At 60.9% G+C, this 23,085-nt stretch carries 17 protein-coding genes; 10 read left to right on the top strand and 7 right to left on the bottom strand.

The features are described from left to right. Positions 1-337: 337 nt before the first annotated feature. The 9 genes from ABDX87_RS26215 (at position 338) to ABDX87_RS26175 (ending at position 12,257) form a co-directional block, all read left to right on the top strand. A complete protein-coding gene (locus ABDX87_RS26215) occupies positions 338-1,165 on the top strand; it encodes an energy transducer TonB (protein ID WP_346830503.1) in 828 nt (275 codons plus the stop codon). Positions 1,166-1,215: 50 nt separating this feature from the next. Next, positions 1,216-1,923, top strand: a complete 708-nt coding sequence (locus tag ABDX87_RS26210) for a MotA/TolQ/ExbB proton channel family protein (protein WP_346830502.1) — start codon at positions 1,216-1,218, stop codon at positions 1,921-1,923. Next, positions 1,923-2,324: an ExbD/TolR family protein gene (locus ABDX87_RS26205; RefSeq protein WP_074756720.1), complete on the top strand. Its 402-nt coding sequence runs from the start codon at positions 1,923-1,925 to the stop codon at positions 2,322-2,324. The genes ABDX87_RS26210 and ABDX87_RS26205 overlap by 1 nt, the downstream gene beginning before the upstream one ends. Before the next feature lie 197 nt (positions 2,325-2,521). After that, entirely contained in the window at positions 2,522-5,257 is a 2,736-nt protein-coding gene (locus tag ABDX87_RS26200) for a TonB-dependent receptor (RefSeq protein WP_346830501.1), read from the top strand. Between the two features lie 248 nt (positions 5,258-5,505). Next, complete coding sequence (locus ABDX87_RS26195; protein ID WP_431061280.1) at positions 5,506-7,347, top strand: extracellular solute-binding protein; 1,842 nt, start codon at positions 5,506-5,508, stop codon at positions 7,345-7,347. Position 7,348: 1 nt separating this feature from the next. Further along, entirely contained in the window at positions 7,349-8,419 is a 1,071-nt protein-coding gene (locus tag ABDX87_RS26190) for a microcin C ABC transporter permease YejB (protein ID WP_346830499.1), read from the top strand. Continuing rightward, positions 8,419-9,441 carry an ABC transporter permease gene (locus ABDX87_RS26185; protein WP_346830498.1) on the top strand — a complete coding sequence of 341 codons (1,023 nt, stop codon included), beginning with the start codon at positions 8,419-8,421 and terminating at the stop codon, positions 9,439-9,441. Before ABDX87_RS26190 ends, ABDX87_RS26185 begins: the two co-directional genes overlap by 1 nt. 9 nt (positions 9,442-9,450) lie before the next feature. Continuing rightward, the gene (locus tag ABDX87_RS26180; RefSeq protein ID WP_346830497.1) at positions 9,451-11,049 is read left to right on the top strand and encodes an ABC transporter ATP-binding protein; all 1,599 of its coding nucleotides are present in this window, start codon (positions 9,451-9,453) and stop codon (positions 11,047-11,049) included. A 152-nt stretch (positions 11,050-11,201) separates the two neighbouring features. Continuing rightward, positions 11,202-12,257, top strand: a complete 1,056-nt coding sequence (locus ABDX87_RS26175) for a permease (protein WP_346830496.1) — start codon at positions 11,202-11,204, stop codon at positions 12,255-12,257. 222 nt (positions 12,258-12,479) lie between these two features. Here ABDX87_RS26175 and mnmH read toward each other — a convergent pair whose 3' ends face one another. The 7 genes from mnmH to ABDX87_RS26140 all read right to left on the bottom strand — a co-directional run bounded on the left by mnmH (position 12,480) and on the right by ABDX87_RS26140 (position 21,429). After that, positions 12,480-13,580, bottom strand: a complete 1,101-nt coding sequence (gene mnmH / locus ABDX87_RS26170; protein WP_346830495.1) for a tRNA 2-selenouridine(34) synthase MnmH — start codon at positions 13,578-13,580, stop codon at positions 12,480-12,482. Next, positions 13,580-14,614 (bottom strand): selenide, water dikinase SelD, encoded by a 1,035-nt coding sequence (gene selD, locus ABDX87_RS26165; protein ID WP_346830494.1) that lies wholly within the window; start codon positions 14,612-14,614, stop codon positions 13,580-13,582. The genes mnmH and selD overlap by 1 nt, the downstream gene beginning before the upstream one ends. 193 nt (positions 14,615-14,807) lie before the next feature. After that, entirely contained in the window at positions 14,808-15,464 is a 657-nt protein-coding gene (locus ABDX87_RS26160) for an ATPase (protein WP_346830493.1), read from the bottom strand. 112 nt (positions 15,465-15,576) lie between these two features. Beyond that, positions 15,577-16,716, bottom strand: coding sequence for an MFS transporter (locus ABDX87_RS26155; RefSeq protein ID WP_346830492.1), 1,140 nt, complete (start codon positions 16,714-16,716; stop codon positions 15,577-15,579). A gap of 2 nt (positions 16,717-16,718) precedes the next feature. Beyond that, positions 16,719-18,788, bottom strand: a complete 2,070-nt coding sequence (gene treS / locus ABDX87_RS26150; RefSeq protein ID WP_346830491.1) for a maltose alpha-D-glucosyltransferase — start codon at positions 18,786-18,788, stop codon at positions 16,719-16,721. 1,409 nt (positions 18,789-20,197) lie between these two features. Continuing rightward, positions 20,198-20,845, bottom strand: a complete 648-nt coding sequence (locus ABDX87_RS26145) for a LysE family translocator (protein WP_346830490.1) — start codon at positions 20,843-20,845, stop codon at positions 20,198-20,200. A gap of 143 nt (positions 20,846-20,988) precedes the next feature. Continuing rightward, positions 20,989-21,429, bottom strand: coding sequence for a carboxymuconolactone decarboxylase family protein (locus ABDX87_RS26140; RefSeq protein WP_346830489.1), 441 nt, complete (start codon positions 21,427-21,429; stop codon positions 20,989-20,991). Positions 21,430-21,643: 214 nt separating this feature from the next. On the opposite strand from ABDX87_RS26140, the gene ABDX87_RS26135 reads away from it, so the two are divergent. Beyond that, complete coding sequence (locus ABDX87_RS26135) at positions 21,644-23,077, top strand: PLP-dependent aminotransferase family protein (RefSeq protein WP_346830488.1); 1,434 nt, start codon at positions 21,644-21,646, stop codon at positions 23,075-23,077. Positions 23,078-23,085: the final 8 nt, after the last annotated feature.

Genomic DNA, 23,085 nt, shown 5'->3' with positions numbered 1-23,085 from the left:
ACCGGTGATTCGATAAAAAGTTACAGGAATGCGACATCTGCACAGAATGCGTCGAAAACCTCGCCGCAGAGCGCTTTGCTGGCATAGCGGTTGCTATTAATCCTCTGTAGGCAGTTCGACACAGCAACGTACATCCATGTACACAACAAGAAACCAGGGAATATCAATGTCGTCTCCATAACCCACACTGCACCCTCTCTTCCGATAAAGAGCTGACGCACTTTTGTCCGCTTACGGGTGTTTTGCGCCTCACGAAAGTGCACGCACCAAGGATTCGAACATTCACGAAATGTTTGAACGGAACCTTATTGCCCTTCAATGACCCGAGGGAGCTTTAATGAACGACGCGGTAAAAATGAAAGCCTTGCCCGATCCGTCTCCGGATGACACTTCCGGGGTCTGGCCGAGTGTACCTTTCAAGGAAAACACTTCACGCCCTGGCGGATTGAACAGGCCACAGGTGGTGTTATTGATTGCCGCCTCGGTCCTTATTCACGGGGCCATCTGGTGGGCCATACAAACAGCAAAAGCCGATGTTCCGGAAGTTGCGCCGCAAGTGCCCGAGATGACCGTCGAGCTGACTAGTCCAACACCGCCGGCACCGGAGCCTCCGCCCCCCGAACCTCCGCCGCCGCCACCACCCCCGCCGCCACCTGAACCGGAGCAACCGGTGGAAGATCCGGACGCGGTCAAGCCGCCGCCCAAGCCGGTCGAAAAGCCCAAGGTGGAAAAGCCCAAACCGGTGAAAAAACCGGAGCCGGTGAAGAAGCCCGCGCCGCCCGCACCGCCAGTGCCCGCAGCACCGAGTACGCCAGCGCCACCCGCTCCGTCACCGACGCCCGCGCCTGCTGCACCGGCTGCGCCCGCGGCACCGGTCAAGGAGTCGGCAGCGATTTCAGGGCTGGCCAGCCTCGGCAACCCGCCACCGGAATACCCCGGCGCGGCGCTGCGTAAAGGTATGGAAGGTCGCGTGATTCTGCGCATCAAGGTGCTGCCCAACGGGCGCGCAGGCAGTGTCGAGGTGACCAAGTCCAGCGGCAAACAGGTTCTGGACGACGCGGCGGTGGAGACGGTGCGCAACTGGAAGTTCATTCCGGCCAAGCGCGGCGACACACCAATTGAAGGCTTCGCGACCCAGACCATCGATTTCAAGTTGCCGGAATGACCCGGCAGGCAAACGACTGACAACCCTTATATAGCTGGTGAGGTGTAACCATGAACGAATCGCTCTCTTCCATGATTGTCCCTGGCGTGCTTTGGGCACTGGTGGTGTTTTCAGTGTTGAGCTGGGGACTGCTGCTGATCAAATCCGCCCAGTACCTGAAATTGAAAACCCAGAACAAACAGTTCACCAAGGCCTTCTGGACAGCACCGGATCTGCTGACTGCTGCCGAGCATGCCACTCAGTACCCAGGCTCGCTGGCGCGCATTGCCAACAGCGGGTTCGAGGCCATGGCGGTCGACGAATCACCGCGCACCACTCAGCAACTGGCCCACACCATCAACCGCTCGGACCGTCTGGAACGCAACCTGCGCCAGCAGATCCAGAAGGAGCGCCGCTCGCTGGAAGCCGGCCAGGCGATCCTTGCCAGTATCGGCAGCACCGCGCCTTTCATCGGTCTGTTCGGCACGGTCTGGGGGATCATGGAAGCGCTGCAAAGCATCGGTGCCAGCGGTTCGGCTAGCCTGGAAACCGTGGCGGGTCCCATCGGCCATGCGCTGATTGCCACCGGCGTCGGCATCGCCGTCGCGGTACCCGCGGTGCTGATTTACAACTTCTTCCTGCGTCGCCTGAAGCTGGCCGTGGCTGACATGGATGATTTCGCCCACGACTTCGACGCCCTCGCCCAACGCAGCGCCTTCGCCGTCAACCGGCAGCCGATTGCCAGCAAACACAGCCAGACTGTGCGGGAGGCGAGCTGATGTCGTTCTCCACTCAAGACAGCGATGAAGTGCTCAGCGAAATGAACGTCACGCCGCTGGTGGACGTGATGCTCGTGCTGCTGGTGGTGTTCATCGTCACCGCGCCGCTGATGACCAACGCGATCAAGGTCAACCTGCCGAAAACCGACGCCGTGGCGCCCGCCGAGAAGAAGGACCCGGTGGTGGTCAGCGTCGATCAGGACGGCAAGTTCTACCTCGCCAAGTCCGAGATCGCCCCGGAGTCACTGGAGATCAGCCTGAAGGACGTCAAGGCCAAGGACCCTGAGGTGCGCGTGCAATTGCAGGCGGACACCAGCGTCAACTATGGCCAGGTGGCCAAGGCCATGGCGTCGATCGAGCGCTCGGGGATCACGAAGATTTCCGTGATGACCTCCAAATGATCAACGCGCCATGAACTGAGGGCTGCGCCGAACGCAGCCCTGCACACCCAACTCCCGATGTAACGGCCGTCCGTGGTTTTGCCATGGAGGGGAGCGGCTTGCTTGAAAAGTGGATTTCCCGACCGCCACAACCGCGTCGGAGCAACGAGGGCTCACAAGGCCATTTCAATAACATCTGGAATAAGTCGGAAATTACCATGCTGATGAGTTTTCCTGGTTTTACCCTCAAGCCTCTTGTTGTTGCAGTACGACGGCACCCGCGCGCATTGATCTGCGCCCTGGCCGTGGGCATGAGTTCGGCACACGCGGCGGACAGCACCGATACCTCCGTAGAGGCAGCACCAGCCAGCGAGGCCGCCGTTCCGGCTGCCGCCGCAGTGCCCGCGACCACTCAGCTCAAGCGGGTTGAAGTCACGGGGTCGGCGATTCGCCGGGTGGATGCTGAAACCGCTGTGCCGATCACCATCATGCGCACCGAAGACCTGAAGAAGCAGGGCGTCACCACGACGGCCGAGATCATTTCGCGCATTACCGGCAGTAACTCCATCGATAACGCCGCCGGCTCGATTGGCAGTGCGACGGGCGGCGCGTCGTTTGCAGATATGCGTGGCATCGGTGCGAACAAGACGTTGATCCTGCTCAACGGCCGCCGTCTGGCCAACAACTCGATGTCCGGCACACACTCTCAAGGTGGCGCCGTCGACCTGAACACCATTCCCTTTGCCGCCATCGACCGTGTCGAAGTGTTGCGGGACGGCGCCTCGGCCCTCTACGGCACGGACGCCATTGGCGGCGTGATCAACTTCATCACCAAAAAATCCCTGACTGAGGGCAACCTGGAACTGGGTGGCAGCATGGCCGACGCCAGCGGTGGCGGCGGCACCAAAGACATGAGCGGCAGCTGGGGCTTTGGCGATCTGGAGCAAGACCGGTTCAACGTCATGGGCGTGTTCAACTACGCGACCCAGCAAAATCTGGACGCCAATGACCGTACGTTCGCCAAGGACTACGTACCTGGCCGAGGGCTGGATTCGACCTCACCGACCCCGTTCCCGGCCAACTACAGTCAGAACGGCGGCCCGAGCACCAACCCGTTGTCTGCCAGCAACTGTAACGGCCCGAACCTGATTGCAGGCCAAGGCAACTGCAACTACAGCACCCGAAATTCCATCGACCTGATCCCGCAGACCGAGAAAACATCGTTTTTCGGAAAGGCCACCGGCAAATTGGCGGACGACCATAATGTCAGCCTTGAGTACTTCTGGGCGCGCAACAACAACGCCACCACCATCGCCCCACAACCACTGACCGGCATCAGCGTGCCGAATACTTCGCCCTTCTATCCCGGCAACGGCATTACCCCGCTGCCGAACAACTTCACCCTCGATCCCAACGATCCGGTAGACATCCGCTGGCGTGAAACCGCCGCAGGAGACCGCGAGCAAAAGGACCAAAACACTGCCCAACGCTTGCTGCTGACATTCGATGGCAACGTGTCGGGTTGGGATTACAACGTCGGCGCGTCGTACAACCAGAGCAAAGTCGTCAACAGCGTAACCGGCGGTTTTGCCAGCGACTCGGCTCTGACCAATGGCATTCTCAACGGTATTCTGAACCCCTTTGGCCCGCAAACGCCGGAAGGTCAGGCGTACATCGATGCGAATCAGTACCACGGCGCTTACAGCACCTCAGTCGGGCGCGTCAGTGCGCTGGACGGTCGCGTCAGCCGCGAAATCGGTAACTGGTTCGGCGCCGGTGAGGCCGGGATTGCCTTGGGTGGCGAATACCGTAAAGAGAAGTTCCACCAGACCATCGAAGACTTCGCCGGCGATCTGGACAGCCTGGGCGTCGATCCCGACTCAAGCGTCTCGGGTGACCGCAGCATTCAGGCGCAATACGCCGAACTGAATGTGCCAGTGCTGGACAGCCTCGAACTGTCGGCGGCCGTCCGTCACGATAAATACAGCGACTTCGGCAGCACCACCAACCCGAAATACTCCTTCCGCTTCCAGCCGTTCAAGGAACTGGTGGTCCGTGGCGCTTACAGCGAAGGCTTCAGGGCTCCGTCTCTGTACGAACTCAACAACCCAAACTACACCACCTACAGCGTTGGCAAGTATGACGATCCGCGCTTGTGTACCGGCGGCGTGGTCCAGCCTGGCGGCAACTCGGGCCGTGACTGCGGGTTGCAGTTCTACAACCGCACGGGTGGTAATCAGGACCTGCAACCGGAAACAGCCCGCAACGTTACGTTTGGTTTCGTCTACCAACCGGTGCGCAACCTGTCAGTTGGCCTGGACTTTTGGTGGGTCAAGATCGCCAACCAGATCGAAGAGTTTCCGGAATCTTCAGTGTTCGAAAATCCAGACCTGTACGCCGATCGTATTGTGCGCGCAGCCGACGGCTCGATCGACCACATCATTACTGGCTTGGCGAACCTGGGCAAAGTCAAAACCAATGGCGTGGACGTCAGCCTTGACTACCTGTTCCCGAACACCCCTTACGGTCAATTTGGCGCGAACCTGCAAGGCACTTACGTTGATCGTTACGACTATCAGGAAACCATCGGCGGCGCGTACATCGACCGCGTAGGCGACTACCAGGGAACCGGCGTCTCGGCGCGCTGGAAACACAACCTCGTTGGAACCTGGAACTTGGGGCCGTATCGCGCTTCGATCACTAACCGGTTCACCACGGGTTACTACGATCAGGACCGAACCACCAACTCCCGCGTTGCATCTTATTCGGTATGGGACATGTCGGCGGGCTACACCTTCGACAAGGCGCTGGATATCGATGTCGGTATGAAGAACATGTTTGACCGCAACCCGCCGTTCTCCAACCAGACCGACAACTTCCAGACGGGCTACGACCCACGCTACACCGATCCATTGGGCCGCACGTTGTTCGCACGTATGAATTACCACTTCTAAGCCTGACCCCTGACGCGCTCATGCTCCGGCGCGTCAGGGTACTTCTGCGAAATCGCGCCCCCGGCTTTCAGGTTTCGTCCACCTTCCCCGGCCGGGGGATTTTTTCTCAGCGCCTGAAGTGCGTCGATCAGCAAACCAAGGATTGTCCAAACATGTGCGCCTCCCCTCTTTCGTTGCGACGCCTGCTGCCCGGCATCGCACTGCTCTACACCGCGGTGTTTTTCATCTCGCTGCTGTCCGGGGTGCCGATGGCGATTGCCGCCCCCGTGCATGCCTTGACCGTGTACGGCGAACCGCCCAAGTACCCGGCCGACTTCCAGCATTTCGATTACGTCGACCCTTACGCGCCCAAGGGCGGATCGATGAGCCGCGCGGCCGAGGAGATCGGCCAGTACAACTACCTGACGCCCTATGTGGATCAGGGGATTTCCGTGAGCCAGATCGACACGTGGGTCTACGCGCCACTGGCCTATCGCTCACTCGATGAGCCTTACACCGTTTACGGACTGGTCGCGGAAAAGCTTGAACGCGACCCCGGCAACCTGTGGGTACGCTTCTATTTGAACCCCAACGCGCGCTTCGATGACGGGACACCGATCACCGCCGAGGACGTGCGTTACACCTACCAGACCCTGATCACTCAAGGCAGCTTCAGTTACCGGCCGTTATACGGCGACGTCAAGGACGTGGTGATCGAGGCGCCCGGACAGATTCGTTTCGACTTCAAGAACAACCTCAACCGTACGTTGGCGCTGGACCTTGCGAGCATGCGCATTCTTCCCGAGCACTGGTGGAAGACCCGCGACTTCACCAAGGGCGGCGGTTTCGAGCCGCCCTTGGGCAGCGGGCCGTACCGTGTGTCCCGAGTCGATGCCGGGCGCAGCGTGAGTTTTCAGCGCGTCAAAGACTGGTGGGCCAAGGACTTGCCGGTCAGCCGCGGGCTGTACAACTTCGACACCCTGACCGTGAATTTCTATGGCGACACCGACGTCGCCCGGCAGCTGGTTCAGGCGGGCAGCTTCGATTACAACCGTGAATTTTCATCCTCCGGTTACGTGGTGGGCTACACCGCGCCCACCCTGCTGGACGGCCGCCTGCAAAAAACCATCCTGGCCAAACGGCGCCCGGTTGCCGGGCAAGGCTTCGTGTTCAACCTTGACAAACCGATGTTTCAAGACCGCCGCGTGCGTGAAGCGCTGGCCATGCTCTGGGATTTCGAGTGGGTCAACCGCCAGATCATGCGCAACTTCTATGTGCGTGAGCAGACCTATTTCCCCAAAAGCGAGATGGCGGCCACCGCGCTGCCAGACGCGCAAGAGCTGAGCATCCTCGAACCGCTGCGCGGGCAGATACCGGACGAAGTGTTCAGCCAGGTCTGGCAGGCCCCGAAAACTGACGGCAGCGGCTACATCCGTGACAAGCAATTGCAGGCGCTGAAGTTGCTGGCCGAGGCTGGCTGGCATCCGCAAAACAACCGCCTGGTGAACGCTGCGGGTCAGCCGCTGGAATTCACCTTTCTTGACGGCCAGGGCGGGTTCGATCGTCTGGTGTTGCCCTACAAGCGGGTGCTGGCGCAGATCGGTATCACCCTGAACTTTCGCCTCGTCGATTCGGCGCAATACATGAACCGTCTCAACGCCCGGGACTACGACATGATCGTGGTCACGCTGCCCAACAATGGCAATCCGATCCTCTCGCCCGGTCGCGAGCTGTACAACCTGTTTGGCTCACAGAGCGCGCGGCAGGTCGGCAGTTCCAACGCCATGGTGCTGCGCAACCCGGCCGTGGACACGCTCATCGACGGGCTGGTGACCGCCAACAGCCGCAACGACATGCTGCATTACGCCCGCGCACTGGACCGGGTGCTGCTGTGGGGTTTCTACATGATTCCGAATTATTACTCCCAAGGCACGCCCGTGGTGTTTGCCAACCGATTCGGCAGGCCAAAGGTTGAGCCGATCTATGACGTGGGCCTGGACAGTTGGTGGCAGGTCAGCCCGACCGCGCTGACCAATCAGGAAATGGCCGCGCGCCTGGCACCGCAGACCAGTGCGCCGAACCCGTCCACCGCTCAGAACGAGGGGCGCTGAGATGCTGGCTTACGCAATGCGTCGCCTGTTGCTGATCATTCCAACGTTGCTCTGCATTCTGGTGGTCAATTTTCTCATCGTGCAGGCAGCGCCCGGCGGCCCGGTGGAACAGGCCATCGCGCGGGTCCAGGGCTTGAGCACGCACGCCGGGATTGGCGGGGGCGGTGGTGAAGTCGCTGCAAGCGGCAGTGTCAGCCGCAGCTCGCAAGGTCTGGATCCGGCGCTGGTGGAGGCAATCAAGCACCAATACGGCTTCGACCAACCGATGCACGAGCGCCTCTGGCTGATGCTGACCCACTATGCGCAGCTGGACTTTGGCAGCAGCTTCTTTCGCGGCGCGACGGTGACTGGCCTGATTGCCCAGAAACTGCCGGTGACCCTGTCGCTGGGCCTGTGGGCGACGCTGATCACCTACCTGATCTCGATTCCGTTGGGCATCCGCAAGGCCGTGCACCACGGCAGCCGGTTCGACGTCTGGAGCAGCACGATGATCATCATCGGCTACGCCATTCCGGCATTTCTGTTCGCGATCCTGCTCATCGTGGTGTTCGCCGGCGGCAGTTACCTGAGCTGGTTTCCGGCGCAAGGGTTGGTGTCGGACGACTTCGACAGCCTCTCGACCTTCGGCAAGCTGCGCGACTACCTGCGGCACCTGGTCTTGCCGGTCAGTGCCCTGGTGATTGGCGGGTTCGCCACCCTGACCATCCTCACCAAAAACAGCTTCCTCAACGAGATCAGCCGCCAGTACGTGGTCACCGCACGGGCCAAAGGCCTGAGCGAAAACCGGGTGTTGTACGGGCATGTGTTCCGCAACGCCATGCTGCTGGTGGTGGCCGGGATTCCCCAGGCGTTGATCGAGGTGTTTTTCGCTGGCTCCCTGTTGATCGAAACCATCTTCGGCCTGGATGGCATCGGTCGCATGAGCTACGAGGCCGCCGTGTCCCGTGACTACCCGGTGGTGTTCGGCACGTTGTTCCTGTTCACCCTGTTCGGCCTGCTGATCAAGCTGGTGGGCGACCTCTGCTACACCCTGGTCGACCCGCGCATCGACTTTTCCGCGAGGAGCGCCTGATGTTCGAATTTTCACCGCAGAGCCAACGCCGAATGGCGCATTTCAGGGCCAATCGGCGTGGCTGGTGGTCCCTGTGGATCTTCGTTGCCTTGCTGCTGATATGCCTGTGCGGCGAGCTGATTGCCAACGACCGGCCCCTGATTGTCAGTTACAAGGGCCACCTGTATTACCCGACACTGCATCAGTACGTGGAAACCGACTTCGGCGGCGAACTGCCCTTCGAGCCGGATTACGCCAGCGATTACGTGCGCAACCTGATTGAATCGCAAGGTGGATGGATGCTCTGGGCGCCCATCCCGTTCAGCTACGACACCATCAACTATGACCTCAAGGCGCCCTCGCCCAGCCCACCGAGCGCACGCAACTGGCTGGGCACCGACGATCAGGCACGGGATGTCATGGCGCGGGTTCTGTTCGGCACACGGGTATCCATTCTGTTTGCCTTGCTGCTGACCGCCATCAGCACGGTGATCGGCGTGTTCGCCGGGGCGATTCAAGGCTATTACGGCGGGATGGCGGACTTGTTCGGCCAGCGCCTGCAGGAAATCTGGTCGGGATTGCCCGTGCTGTACCTGCTGATCATTCTGTCCGGTTTCGTCGAGCCGAGCTTCTGGTGGTTGTTGGGCATCATGGCGCTGTTCTCCTGGCTGGCACTGGTCGATGTCGTGCGCGCCGAATGCCTGCGCGGGCGCAATCTGGAGTACGTCAAAGCCGCTCGCGCGCTGGGGCTGACCGACAGCGCGCTGCTGCTGCGCCACATCCTGCCCAACGCGATGACCAGCACCCTCACCTACCTGCCCTTCATCGTCACCGGGGCCATTGCAACCCTGACCGCGCTGGACTTCCTGGGCTTCGGCATGCCCGCAGGCAGCGCGTCGCTGGGCGAACTGATTGGCCAGGCCAAGCGCAATTTGCAGGCGCCGTGGTTGGGCCTGACAGCATTCTGTTCGCTGGCGCTGATTCTTTCCCTCTTGGTGTTCATCGGCGAAGCCTGCCGTGACGCTTTCGATCCCCGAACCTGAGGTGCGACTGTGAACGACGCCAAACATGAGAGCCTGATCGAGATCCGCAAGCTGCGCGTAGCCTTCAATGGCACCGAGGTGGTCCACGGCATCGACCTGTCGATCCGCCGGGGGGAATGCCTGGCGCTGGTAGGCGAGTCGGGGTCGGGCAAATCGGTGACGGCGCACTCGATCCTGCGCCTGCTGCCCAAGAAGACCGTCACCACGCAAGGAAACATCTGCTACAACGGCCTCGATCTGGTGCATGCCAGCGACAGCCAGCTACGCGGCCTGCGCGGCAACCGGATCGCCATGATCTTTCAGGAGCCGATGAGCTCACTCAACCCGCTGCACACCGTGGAAAAGCAGATCGGCGAAATCCTGGCGATGCATAAGGGCCTCAAAGGCAACGCGGCACGTGCGCGCACCTTGGAACTGCTGGCGCTGGTCGGCATCCACAACCCTCAGCACCGCCTCAAAGCCTATCCCCATCAGCTGTCCGGAGGTCAACGGCAACGGGTGATGATTGCCATGGCGCTGGCCAACGAACCCGACCTGCTGATTGCGGACGAGCCCACCACCGCGCTGGACGTGACCGTGCAGGTAAAGATCCTGGAGCTGCTGAAATCGTTGCAGGCGCGGCTGGGGATGTCGTTGCTGCTGATCAGCCACGACCTCAATCTGGTCAGGCGCATCGCACAGCGGGTCTGCGTGATGCGTGCCGGCGAAATCGTCGAAGAAGCCGACTGTCACACCCTGTTCAGTCACCCGCAACATGCATACAGCCGCTTGCTGATCAATGCCGAGCCGGACGGCGAGCCCGTGCCCAGCGTGCATTCGCAAACGCTGCTGTCGGTGGATGAACTGAAAGTCTGGTTTCCCCTGCCCAAGCCCCTGTTCAGCCGCCAGCGGCAGTACATCAAGGCGGTGGACGGGGTCAGTTTCGAGCTGCTCAAGGGCAAGACGCTGGGGATCGTCGGCGAATCGGGCTCGGGGAAATCCACACTCGGGCAAGCGATCTTGCGGCTGGTCGATTCCGAGGGCGGCATCCGCTTCGGCAATAAGGAACTGAGCCTGCACAGCCAGGACCGGATGCGCCCTCTGCGCAAGCGCTTGCAGGTGGTGTTTCAAGACCCGTTCGGCAGCCTCAGTCCGAGGATGACCGTGCAACAGATCATCGCCGAAGGGTTGTTGACCCACGGCATCGGCACGCCGCAGGCGCGGGAGCAAACGGTCATTCGGGTATTGCGCGAAGTCGGTCTGGATCCGGACACGCGTCATCGCTATCCCCATGAGTTCTCCGGCGGTCAACGCCAGCGCATTTCCATCGCACGAGCGCTGGTGCTGGAGCCTGACCTGATTCTGCTGGACGAACCAACCTCGGCACTGGATCGCACGGTGCAGAAGCAGATTGTCGCGCTGCTGGGGGATTTGCAGATCCGCCACGGCCTCACGTACCTGTTCATCAGCCATGACCTGGCCGTGGTCCATGCCCTGGCCCACGACCTGATCGTGATCAAGGACGGCAAGGTGGTCGAGCAAGGGCCGTCGCGGCAAATTTTTGCCAATCCCCAGCAGGTGTATACGCGAGAGCTGTTGAAGGCGTCGGGGCTGGTGTTTGGGGGGTGACGCAGCCCGGCGTGGTTTGTGAGCGGTGGCCTCAGCTGCGCAGAACGCTTCAGAGAACGACCCGCGCGCGCCCGACACACGTTGCAACACCTACTACACTGGTTTGCGAAAGCGTATCATCGCGCCCCTGTTTTCTTGCCCCGGTGCCCCTCATGTCCACACTCCCGCTCGCCACTGAACGCCGTGGCTGGTCTTTCTGGTGGAAACCTCTGGTGTTTCTGCTGGTGGCCGCCATCGGTCTGTACTATGTCAAATGGTCGCCGTATTACCTGAAGTCCTTCGTCGCCGCCGATACGCATAACATTGGCGGCTCGATCATCAATGACAACCCCGCGAACCCGTGGGCCGCTGCGCTGGCATACGCTCAGGTGTATTTCCTGGCGATCTGGAAAGCGGCCGTGCTGGCGGTGATCCTCGGTTCGCTGCTGCAAGTGCTGATCCCGCGTGACTGGCTGCTGCGCATGTTCGGTCGTGCGGGCTTGGGCTCTACCGTGCGTGGCGGCCTGTTCGCCCTGCCCGGCATGATGTGCAGCTGCTGCGCAGCGCCCGTCGCGGCGGGCCTGCGCAAGCAGAATGTGTCAGTGGGCGCCGCACTGGCGTTCTGGATCGCCAATCCGGTCCTCAACCCGGCAACGCTGGTGTTCATGGGTTTCGTTCTGGGCTGGGGTTTCACCGCGTTGCGTCTGGTGGCGGGCATTGTCCTGGTAGTCGGCGTTTCGCTGGTTGCCCAGCGTATCTCACGACCCGAAGCATTGCCGGAACAAGCCGTGGAAGCCGTGGTTGAAGCGGAAGCGCCGGAGCAAGGCAGCCTGCTGAGCCGTTGGGGCAAAACCCTCTGGCAGCTGTTCTGGACCACGATCCCGATCTACGTCGTGGCGGTGCTGATTTTGGGTGCTGCACGCGTCTGGCTGTTCCCGCATGTGGATGGCGCCATGGGCAACAGCCTGCTGTGGCTGGTGCCGCTGGCCATCGTCGGCACGCTGTTCGTGATCCCGACGGCCGCCGAAATCCCGATCGTGCAGACGCTGATGACCCTCGGTCTGGGCACCGCGCCGGCTGTGGCGTTGCTCATGACCCTGCCGAGCGTGAGCCTGCCGTCGCTGCTGATGCTGCGCAAATCCTTCGACAGCAAGGTGCTGGTGACCGTGGGCGTGCTGACCATGGTAGTGGGCGTCGTCAGCAGCTTGATCGGGGCTGCGGTGTTATAAGGCGGTACGCAGAACCTGTGCTCCCGTTGCCTTTGAACGCGGGGGGCTGACACAGGTCCTGCGGTGACACGCCATCCAGACTGTGGGAGCGAATTCATTCGCGATGCGGTGTTTCATGCGACAGAAGGGCGTCGACTGTACTGGCCTCTCGCGAATGAATTCGCTCCCACAGGACATATCATCACCCAGCAGCAACCTCGACCACCTTACAGATCGGCAGGTTTACCGAGCCGTTCTGTGTCTTAAATACTCAACCACCGCCGCCTGATCACCGGCAAATTCGATGCGTGCATTCTTGCTGTCGCGCTGATGGACGTACATCGGGTCGTAGTATTCGCTCAGCATGGCGCTGATCCAGGCCCGGTGCTGATCGACGTCGCCGCTGCGTTCCTGCTCTTCCAGCGCACTGTCCATAATCGCAGACAGACGCTGATAACGCTCTCCGCCCAGGCGCCGCACGATGCTCGACAGGCTTTGCTTCAAGCGTTCGGCGTACCCTGCAAATCCTGTCTCGACGCCTTGGACCTCAATGAACTCGGCGCACAGGTCGATCACATAATCCTTGAGAATCCGCTCGACCCGCCCCTCGAAGCTGTCTTCCAGCCACACCAACGGCGCAGCCTGCATGGTCCGGTACAGCTCTAGCGGCACTGCGCGACTGCCGACGATCCGGCCTTCATCCTCGATCACGAACTGATGCAGGTGCTTGGCGCGCTTTTTCAGAATGTCGATCGACAACTGGTTTTCGAAATCGATCTGCCCCGGCTGCGGCGTCGCGTGTTTGCCGAAGCTCGAGCCACGATGGTTGGCGAGGCCTTCCAGGTCCAGCGCGTTGTCCAGTTGCTGCAGCACTTCGGTCTTGCCGGTCCCGGTCAGGCCGCCGATCAACACGAAATCACACTCGGCGACGGCTTGCTCCGTGACCCCGATCAGGAAATTACGCATGGCCTTATAGCCGCCGATGATGCGCGGGTATTGAATGCCCGCCTCGGTCTTCAGCCATTGCTGGGTGATCTGCGAACGCAGTCCACCCCGAAAACAGTACAAAAAGCCTTCCGGGTGCTCGTGGGCAAAGGCCGCCCAGGCCTCGATGCGTGCCTGCTTGAGCTCACCCGACACCAGTTTGTGGCCGAGTTCGATGGCCGCCTGCTGTCCGTCCTGCTTGTAGCTGGTACCGACCTTCTGCCGCTCGACATCGTTCATCAGCGGCAGGTTGATCACACCCGGAAACGCGCCCTTGGTGAATTCCACCGGGGCACGCACGTCCATCATCGGAATGTCGTGGAGAAAGATGTCGCGAAAGTGGGCGCTGTTGTCGCGCATCAAGACACCTCGACGGCGAGCCGCTGTCGCTCAACCAGTTCGCCAATCGGCGACAGGTTCAAGCCCAGCTCGTCGGCCATGGCCAGGAACGCGGCTTCCCCGGACGGCTCGACCGCGATCAACAGACCACCGCTGGTTTGCGGGTCACAGAGCAACAATTTCTGTGCCTCGGTCAGCGTGCCGATGCGTTCGCCGTAGCTGTCGTAATTGCGGTGCGTGCCGCCAGGAATGCAGTCCTGTTCGATGTAGAAATCGACGCTGCCCAGGCGCGGCACGGCGGCGGCATTCAGGCGTGCGGTGAGCTGACTGCCATCGGCCATTTCCACCAGATGCCCCAACAAACCGAAACCAGTGACGTCCGTCATGGCGGTGACGCCTGCCAGCCTGGAAAAGCGGCTGCCGGGCTTGTTCAGGGTGCACATGACGTCGCGGGCCAGACCCACGTCTTCGTCACGCAACAGGCCTTTCTTCTCGGCAGTCGTGAGGATGCCGATGCCCAAAGGCTTGGTCAGGAACAGCTTGCAGCCCACGGTCGCGGTGTCGTTACGCTTCATGAAGCGCTTTTCGACAAGGCCGGTGACCGCCAGGCCAAAGATCGGTTCGGGTGCGTCAATGGAATGACCGCCTGCCAGCGGAATACCTGCGGCGTCACACACTGCGCGGCCGCCCCGGATCACTTCACGGGCGATTTCGGGCGCCAGCACGTTGACCGGCCAGCCGAGAATGGCGATCGCCATCAGCGGGTCGCCGCCCATGGCGTAGATGTCGCTGATGGCGTTGGTGGCCGCGATACGGCCGAAATCGAACGGGTCGTCGACGATGGGCATGAAGAAGTCGGTGGTGGAAACCACGCCCTTTTCGTCATCGATGGCGTAGACCGCAGCATCGTCGCGGGAGGCGTTGCCGACCCACAGACGCGGATCGAGATTCTGCGCGCCGCTGCCGGCGAGAATGGTTTCCAGGACTTTGGGCGAAATCTTGCAGCCGCACCCGGCGCCGTGACTGTATTGGGTAAGACGAACGGTGTCGTTCATGGGAAGCCCCTTGGATTCAAGGCGCTGAAGTCTACCAGAGCCGGGGCGCGTTGGTGGTTCGGCTGGATGGTCGGGACCTGCATAGACCTGTAGCAGCGCGATTGCCCGCGGTCACGATGGGTCCTGTGACAAATCAGTCAAAGGACCACCGCAATCGCGGGCAAGCGCACTCCTGTCGTGGATTTGTCCAGAATCAGGACTCAGCCTTGATCAGCGAATCCAGCGACGCATCGAACTTCTGCAACGCATTGATCTGCACCTGACGCTGTTGATTGATGTCGGCGGCAATTTCGGGAGCACGTTTGGTGTGGCTCCAGATCGGCGACATCGACTTGGCATCGCTGCCTTCAGCCTTGCCGATGAACTTGAAATCGCCGTCGAAAAACTCGGCAGAGATGCTTGCCTGAACGTCAGAACTGCGCTCGGTCACCAGCTTGCTACGGGTGTCGAGCAGCACGATCACATCAGGCCGGGCGGCCAGGACGTCGTCGAGGTTCTCGTAGAAATCCACGGTCGCGAACTGTTTCTCCAGCGACTGGGCGAACCAGTTGATCGCCAGCTCAGGGTCCGAGCTGTTCACGTAGGCCTCAGTGATGCGACTGTCAGTCAGTTTGGCGGCCAGACCGTCTTGCGCCGTGGCGTTGTAACGCGCCATGTAAGCCAGATTGGCCACGGTGTTCTCAGTGAAAATCACCCCAACGGTCTGGGTATGCTTGAGCGCTACGCTGGAGGTGACCGCAGAAGCTCGAAACGGCCCTTCAGGCACATCGGAATAACGCGGAGCGCCAGGAACGGCACAACCGGCCAGGGCGGCGACCAGTGCAAACAGGGCAGCGATTCGAAGATTCATCAGACGTTCTCCAGGGGGAGGCTCAGTAGGCGTGCCGCCATGCTGAGCCTCTGGAGAAAAAAGCAGAACTTGAGCCGATCAATGTTGAACATTGATCAAAGCAATAGTGGGATCAGGGTCGGGTGATCCTGCGTGCGCTGAGGACCTGCGCTGCCATCAGAATGCCGACACACAACAGCGCGTCTCGAAGCCCGATGAGGTGAGCGACGAAACCGATCAGGGCGGGTCCCAGCAAGATGCCGCAGTAACCGATGCCGGTGATGACCGCGATCGCCAGCCCGGCCGGCATCGAGGTCTGCGCGCCGACCACAGAGCAGTAAACGGGGAAGGCGTTCGCCAGCCCGAGTCCGATCAACGCAAAGCCCAGCAGGAAGAGCGGCCACGGTTGCAACAGCACCGCCATGGCAAAACCGACCATGACCAGCACACCACCGCCGATCAACAGCGACACTGCGCCAAACCGTTTCCTGAGCGCGTCGCCAGAGAATCGCCCGGCGGCCATGGTCAGGGAGAACACCGCGTAGGCGCTGCCGGCCACCGACAGATCAATCTGATGGGCCCGGTTGAGGAACACGGCACTCCAGTCGAGCACCGCGCCCTCGACCAACAGCGCAATGAAACAAAGCACGCCTACCGCCAGCACCTTGGCGGACGGCCTGGCGAAAGGTGCGGCGGGATCGTCGGCGCCATACGGCAGCAAATGCCGGGCGTGCCAGAGCAGCAGTCCGCCAACCATCGCCACGACAACCGAAACGGCGAGCAGCGGCGACGCACCGCCCCACAGCAAGACGCTCATCAACAGCGCGCTGGCAATCCCGCCCAGACTGAACAATCCATGAAAACCGGACATCAGCGGACGACCATGATCGCGTTCCACCATCAATCCCTGCACGTTCATCGCGACATCAATACTGCCCAACCCCGCACCGAACAGCGCCAACGCCACTGCCAATGCCGAGAATGATGAAAGAGTGGCCAGCAGCGGCAACATGCTGCAAATCAGCGCACCCCCTATCAACGACACGAACCGGCAGCCCTTGCGAGTCGTCAGCGCGCCCGCGATGGGCATTGCCAGCATGGACCCTAGGCCGAAGCACAACAGCAACAACCCGAGCTGAGCTTCCTCAAGCCCGGCGCGCTCTCGGGCAAACGGCACCAGCGGCGCCCAGGCGCCCAACGACATGCCGGAGAGCAGGAACGTCAGGCGGTAACTCCAGAGGTGAATAAGCGTCGGTGCCTTCACGGGTTGCATGACTACATCATCGGCGAGACCATGCTCACCACCCGCAATGCCAGACCTTCATAAGCGTCGAGGGTGATGGTGAACTCGCCCTCCTCCGTCAAATCGCCTTCGACCCGCTCGTTGATGATTTCGACCACCGGGCCTGGGGCAATGCCGGGCAGGTGCAGGGTTTCAACGATGGCTTCAGGGCTGAAATTGAGCGCGGTGATCTGGGTGCCTTTCCCGGCGGGCAGTTCGTGCACCATGATCAGAAGCCCTGGATGCTCAACATCCGGAATCAGGATCTGTCGGCTGGCAGCGATGTCGTAGGCGCGGCGCACGGCGAGGATTTTCTTCAGCTGCGAGGCGAAGGAATCCGGGCTTTGCAACTGCTCCACGAGGCTGCCGTACAGCGTCCTGGCCCGGGGCATGCCGCCCGTCGAGACGTCGGCGTCAGGGTCCATGTCTACCAGGTCGTAAGCGCCACGGTGAATCCAGCGGGTGTCGCCGTCGCCCATCAAATGCGCGACTTGCTCAGCAGGCAGCGGCAAGGCGCCGACGAGGTCCCAGCCCGACAACGCGAACACACCCGGCTGCATCGCGTTGAACATCACCAACAGCAGATGGATGTGTTTGATCGTGTCGATGTCCGCCGCCGTGATGCCGTCCAGATCCCGGATGCCCAGCGCTGCGGTAATGATGCTGGCCGTGGTGCAGGAAACCCCGTTGGTGACGAACTTGAGGTTATACGGCGCATGCTCGCCCGCGAGACGCTCGTACATCTCTTCACGGATGTGCTCACGCAAAATGTTGCCCGGGAAGGTCTGCCCCATGTAGAGGTACTGGTCGTGGGCGTGCAAGGTCCAGAAGTGCACCAGCTCCAGGGTCAGCTCGTCATGGTTCTGCAGCGCGTGAATCAGCGACGCCGGGTCAATGCCGAACTCGTGCACCTGGCGCAGCATCAGGCGCAGGAACTCGGTTCTGCCCGTCAGCAACGCATGCTGATAAGCCGGACGGGTGATGAAGTCATAAGACAGGTCAGCACCGCCGTGAGACATGGCGGCGATGTCGTCGATGGTCAGGTTCAGCTCCTGGAAGCTGAAGCCACCTGCCTTGCGAATCGCGCCTGCAAGCAGCTGGTTACCGGTAATCGACAGCGGATGACTTTCTGACCAGGCAGTGCCTTCGGCCTTGCGCTCAACGCCCAGGAAGCCGTTGGCATCCAGACGCAGCACCCGCGCGCCCATCACGTCGATGGCATGCAACGCGTCGCCAATGATCATCTGCTGGGCAGCGAAACTGGGGTCCAGCCAGTTCAAAGAAGGCTGACCTTCCTTGAAGTAATGCAGATACACCCAGCGCCGCGCCTTGCCGTCCACGCCAGTGATCACGGGCGTGGTGCTCCAGTCGGTCTCTTTGACGCCCGGTTCGAAGAAAATCACCCGCTGTAACTGACCGACGATGTAATGCTTGTCACGCAACGCATCGACGGTCGCGGGCGGCAGGTTGATTGCGTCACGCCCTTCGGGGACGTCGGGCAACAGCGGCCAGTCCTCTTCCTTGATTTCGACCATGTGATAAAGGCCCGGGTATTCCTCGTAGGCGAGTTCGGCCAGCCGGAAGTCCGCCCCCTTGCCGGTGTGAGACGGAATCACATCATCGACGATCACCGCGTTGTGCGCGGCAGCGATACGGCTCAGGTTGAGGAATTGCGCATCGGTGCCCAGTTCATCATCCACTTCGAAACTGATGCGGTCGAAGTTGCCATCAATGCTCGGCGTACGCTCACGGCCCTTCAGCCCACCGGAAGCCTTGAGCGGCCCGTTGTGGATGCCCTGAATGCCGATTTCGGACAAGGCGTGCCACAACGTTTCATCGCCCAGCGCCTCCAGCACCGAACCGCCTTCACGCGTGATGATCGATGCCGGATACGCAGTGAACCACACCGATGCAATGGCTGAAGCATCTCGCGGCCGGGCCAATGCATAAGGCCTTTGCCATAGGCGGCCCTGGCCACCATAGAGTTTGGCGCGTTGCTTTGCGGCGTTGAGCATCGACTGCTCAACCAGCCATTCCACGTACTGCTTGTCCGGTGTGGTCATAGGGTCCAGGGTTCCGTCTTCAAAGGGGGTTTGGAGAGGTCGCCCCAGGCGCTTGTACGCGCGATCGGGACGATCCTGTCTACGCCGTTGCTATGTCTATGAGCGTTGATAGACGTAAACGTTGCATGAAGAACGGAAATGGTGGGGTTGCCTGCGGGGATGGGGTGACCCGGTAATGCCAGGTACTTCGCATGCACAGGTCTTATTGCCGGTTCCCGGCAGATCGCGGGCAAGGTGGAACGCTGCCCCGGTCGCTCATACAGTTGAGAGCGGCATGCAGACAATTGATGCACGATCAAATGCTCAAATCCTGTAGGAGCGTGGCTTGTCCCGCGATCTACCGCGTAGCGGTAGCAAAACCAGGCGACTCGTTAATGCCTGACACTTCGCATGCACAGGTCTTGCTGCCGGTTCCCGGCAGATCGCGGGACAAGCCACGCTCCTACACCTGAAAGTGGATTGCGGGAAACTGATGCACGAATCAAGGCTGCTGCAATCCGTGTAGGAGCGCGCTTGCCCGCGATCTAGCGCGCAGCGGTAGTAAAACCAGGCGACCCGATCAGGCCTGACACCCAGCATGCACAGGTCTTGCTGCCGGTTCCCGGCAGATCGCGGGCAAGGTGGAACGCTGCCCCGGTCGCTCATACAGTTGAGAGCGGAATGCAGACGATTGACGCACGACCAAATGGCGCAAATCCTGTAGGAGCGTGGCTTGTCCCGCGATCTACCGCGCAGCGGTAGCAAAACCAGGCGACCCGATCAGGCCTGACACCCAGCATGCGCAGATCTCGCTGCCGGTTCCCGGCAGATCGCGGGACAAGCCACGCTCCTACAACTGAAAGTGGATTCCGGGAAACCGATGCACGAATCAAGGCTGCTGCAATCCGTGTAGGAGCGCGCTTGCCCGCGATCTAGCGCGCAGCGGTAGTAAAACCAGGCGACCCGATCAGGCCTGACACCCAGCATGCACAGGTCTTGCTGCCGGTTCCCGGCAGATCGCAGGCAAGGTGGAACACTGCCCCGGTCGCTCATACCGTTGAGAGCGGCATGCAGACGATTGACGCACGACCAAATGGCGCAAATCCTGTAGGAGCGTGGCTTGTCCCGCGATCTACCGCGCAGCGGTAGCAAAACCAGGCGACCCGATCAGGCCTGACACCCAGCGTGCACGGGTCTTGCTGCCGGTTCCCGGCAGATCGCGGGACAAGCCACGCTCCTACAACTGAAAGTGGATTCCGGGAAACCGATGCACGAATCAAGGCTGCTGCAATCCGTGTAGGAGCGCGCTTGCCCGCGATCTACCGCGCAGCGGTAGCAAAACCAGGCGACTCGGTAACGCCTGATACTCGGCATGCCCCTGACCCACCCCACTCACAAGCATGCCCAAACCACATGAAAAAAGCCCAACCTCAATATCGCGCGGCGTTAACGATGAACTCCTGATACCCCGAAAAAATCACATAAACCGCGAAATAACAGAAAATCGCAGCCGACACCCAATAGGACACCTTCAGCAGCTTGTCACCCAGCAGACGCCCGCCATGACTGGCCGCAAAACAGATGAACACACACCACGCCACACCCGCACTGAAAAACCCGGACAGAAACAACGCCGTGCTCAGGCTGCCATGTCCCCCCGCCCGAGAGATCAACGTGCCGCCCACTGCGGCAAACCACAGGATCGCGGTTGGCGAAGACACCGCCAGGAACACACCTCGTGAAAACTCCCTGAGCCCTGAACGATTGTCGACGTCACCCGCCATCGCCAGCCCGCTGTGACTGCTCATTGCCGACATCACCATCTTCACGGCGAAGCCGATCAACAACACCGAACCGCCAATCCACAGCGCCCACCGCACCCACTCGTATTGCAGCAGCACCGTCATCCCGGCCAGCGCCAGAATCGCGTAAAACAGATCGCCAAAGCAGGTCCCCAGCCCCAGCCAGAACCCTTGCAGATACCCGCGCTGCATGGCGAGCGTGATCATTGCGATGTTGGCGACGCCGATGTCCAGGCACAGGGAAAGGCTCAGCAAAAAGCCGCTGGTGAACTCCATGGTTGATATCCGTCGAAAGCTGTTGTGTGGGGGCGATCTAAAAAAACAGCGCGCAGGATAGCGGGATTGAGTGATTTTGCCGATGCCCGGGTTGTCGGAACAGTCAGGATTATCGACCGATCCACGCCCCCCAACATCAACGCCTACAACGCTGGCTGCTTGCGAAAACTGACGGCAATCCGATTCCAGCAGTTGATCGTCGCGATGCCCACCGTCAAGTCGACCACCTCGCGCTCGGTGAACTGCGCGCAGAGTTGCTCATACAACGCATCCGACACGCAGGGCTGATCCAGCAACGTCACCGCGTCGCACCACGCCAGCGCCGCACGTTCACGCTCGGTGAACAGACTGGAAGCCTGCCACACCACGAGACTGTGCAGACGGCGCGGGCTTTCGCCGTTCTTGCGCGCTTCCGTGGCATGCATGTCGGCACAGAATGCGCAGTCGTTGAGTTGCGACACCCGAAGCTTGATCAACTCCATCAGACGCTTTTCAACACACAAGTCGAAGTTGGCCGCTTCCAGCAACATGATGGCCTTGAGTGCCTCGGGCGATGCGGTGTAGTAATCCAGGCGAGGTTTCACGAGGCGCCCTTCGTTCGGGTGTGCGGAGCGTTCACGTTAACGACCTGACCTGATCCACGCGACAGCCAATCCCGGCTGTTTTCGCCTGACCAATGCCCGGCGCACAGGAGACCAATCCTCGAATTTTTGACTGCGTAGCTATACCGATTTGATGGCCGCTGACTAGAATTCCAGATCGTGGGCCAACGTAGCTCATCTCGTTCGGGAGCCGTTCGTGGAACTTCATATCGTCATTCAAGGCCGCAAAGACCTGGCGAACCAGCTGTATGAGCAACTGCGCGACAACATCGAATCAGGTCGCCTGGGAGCGGGCGTTCAGTTACCGCCCAGCCGGCTGCTCGCTGCGCAACTGGGCCTTTCGCGCAAGACCATTTCGGACACTTACGGCCGTCTCACCTACGAGAATTACCTGGTCGGCAAAATTGGCAGCGGCACGTTCGTCAACGCACTGAATGCGCCGACGCAGCGCCGACAGACCACCTCGGAACTGGCCAGCGCCACGCGGGTAAAGAAATGGCAGGACATCTCGCTGCCGCTGCGGCACCCCACGCTGGAAGGCACGCTGCGTTGCGACTTCATCGGCGGCGCGACCGCCAAGACTCAGTTTCCCCATGATGAGTGGCGACGCTGCACGCAATACGCGTTGCGCCAGATGTCTCAGGCCCGTGGCTTTTACAGCCAACCAGAAGGCTTGCCGCCGTTGCGCAGTGCCATCGCGGGGCACATTGCGTTTGCCCGTGGTGTGAAATGCACGGCCGATGACATTGTGGTGTGCAACGGCGCGCAACAGGCGCTCGACTTGATCGCCAGGGTGTTGCTCGAACCGGGTTGCACCGTCGCCATGGAAGACCCCGGTTACACACCGGCGCGCCAACTGTTCGCGGCGCAAGGCGCCGAGGTGGTCAGCGTCCCGGTGGACAGCGAAGGCATTGTCGTTGAGCAGATTCCTGAAAACGCCCATGTCATCTACGTCACGCCGTCGCACCAGATGCCGCTGGGCATGCCCATGAGCGTGGCACGTCGTGAGGCTTTGCTGGAGAAAGCCAACCGGATCGGCGCGATCATCATCGAAGACGACTACGACAGCGAGTTTCGCTACGAAGGCCGCCCGACCGATTCCCTGCAAAGCATGGATCAGCTGGGTGTCGTTGCCTATGTCGGCACCTTCTCCAAAACCTTGCTGCCCGAATTGCGACTCGGTTATGCCGTGCTACCGGAGGCCATTCTCGAAGCGGTCATCAAGGCCAAGCAACTGACGGACTGGCACACCTGCACATTGCCGCAATGGGCGTTGACGAAGTTCATCGGCGAAGGCCTGTTGAACAAACACATTCGCCGCTGCCACTCCATTTACGCCGGCCGTCGCGAACGCATCCTGGCCCGGTTTGCCGGGGATCTCTCACCGTGGATGGAAGTGATTCCGTCGACCGCCGGGTTTCACATGGCGGTGATGTTCAAGGTGCCGGTCAATTTGCCGCTGTTGGTCGAACTGGCGCGCAAGGTCGAAATCGGGCTGTATCCGCTGACAGGCTTCTTTGCCGACGCCACGCCACGCGACGGGCTGATTCTTGGATTTGGCGCGATCGAAACGCTGGACATCGACCCGGCGCTGGATCGGCTGCGGGATCTGCTGATTCAGATCACTTGAGCAAGCCT

The sequence above is a fragment of the Pseudomonas abietaniphila genome (assembly GCF_039697315.1).
Lineage (GTDB): Bacteria > Pseudomonadota > Gammaproteobacteria > Pseudomonadales > Pseudomonadaceae > Aquipseudomonas > Aquipseudomonas abietaniphila_B.
The sequence above is the reverse complement of the archived record's forward strand: the minus strand, read 5'-3'. Positions and strand labels throughout refer to the sequence as shown.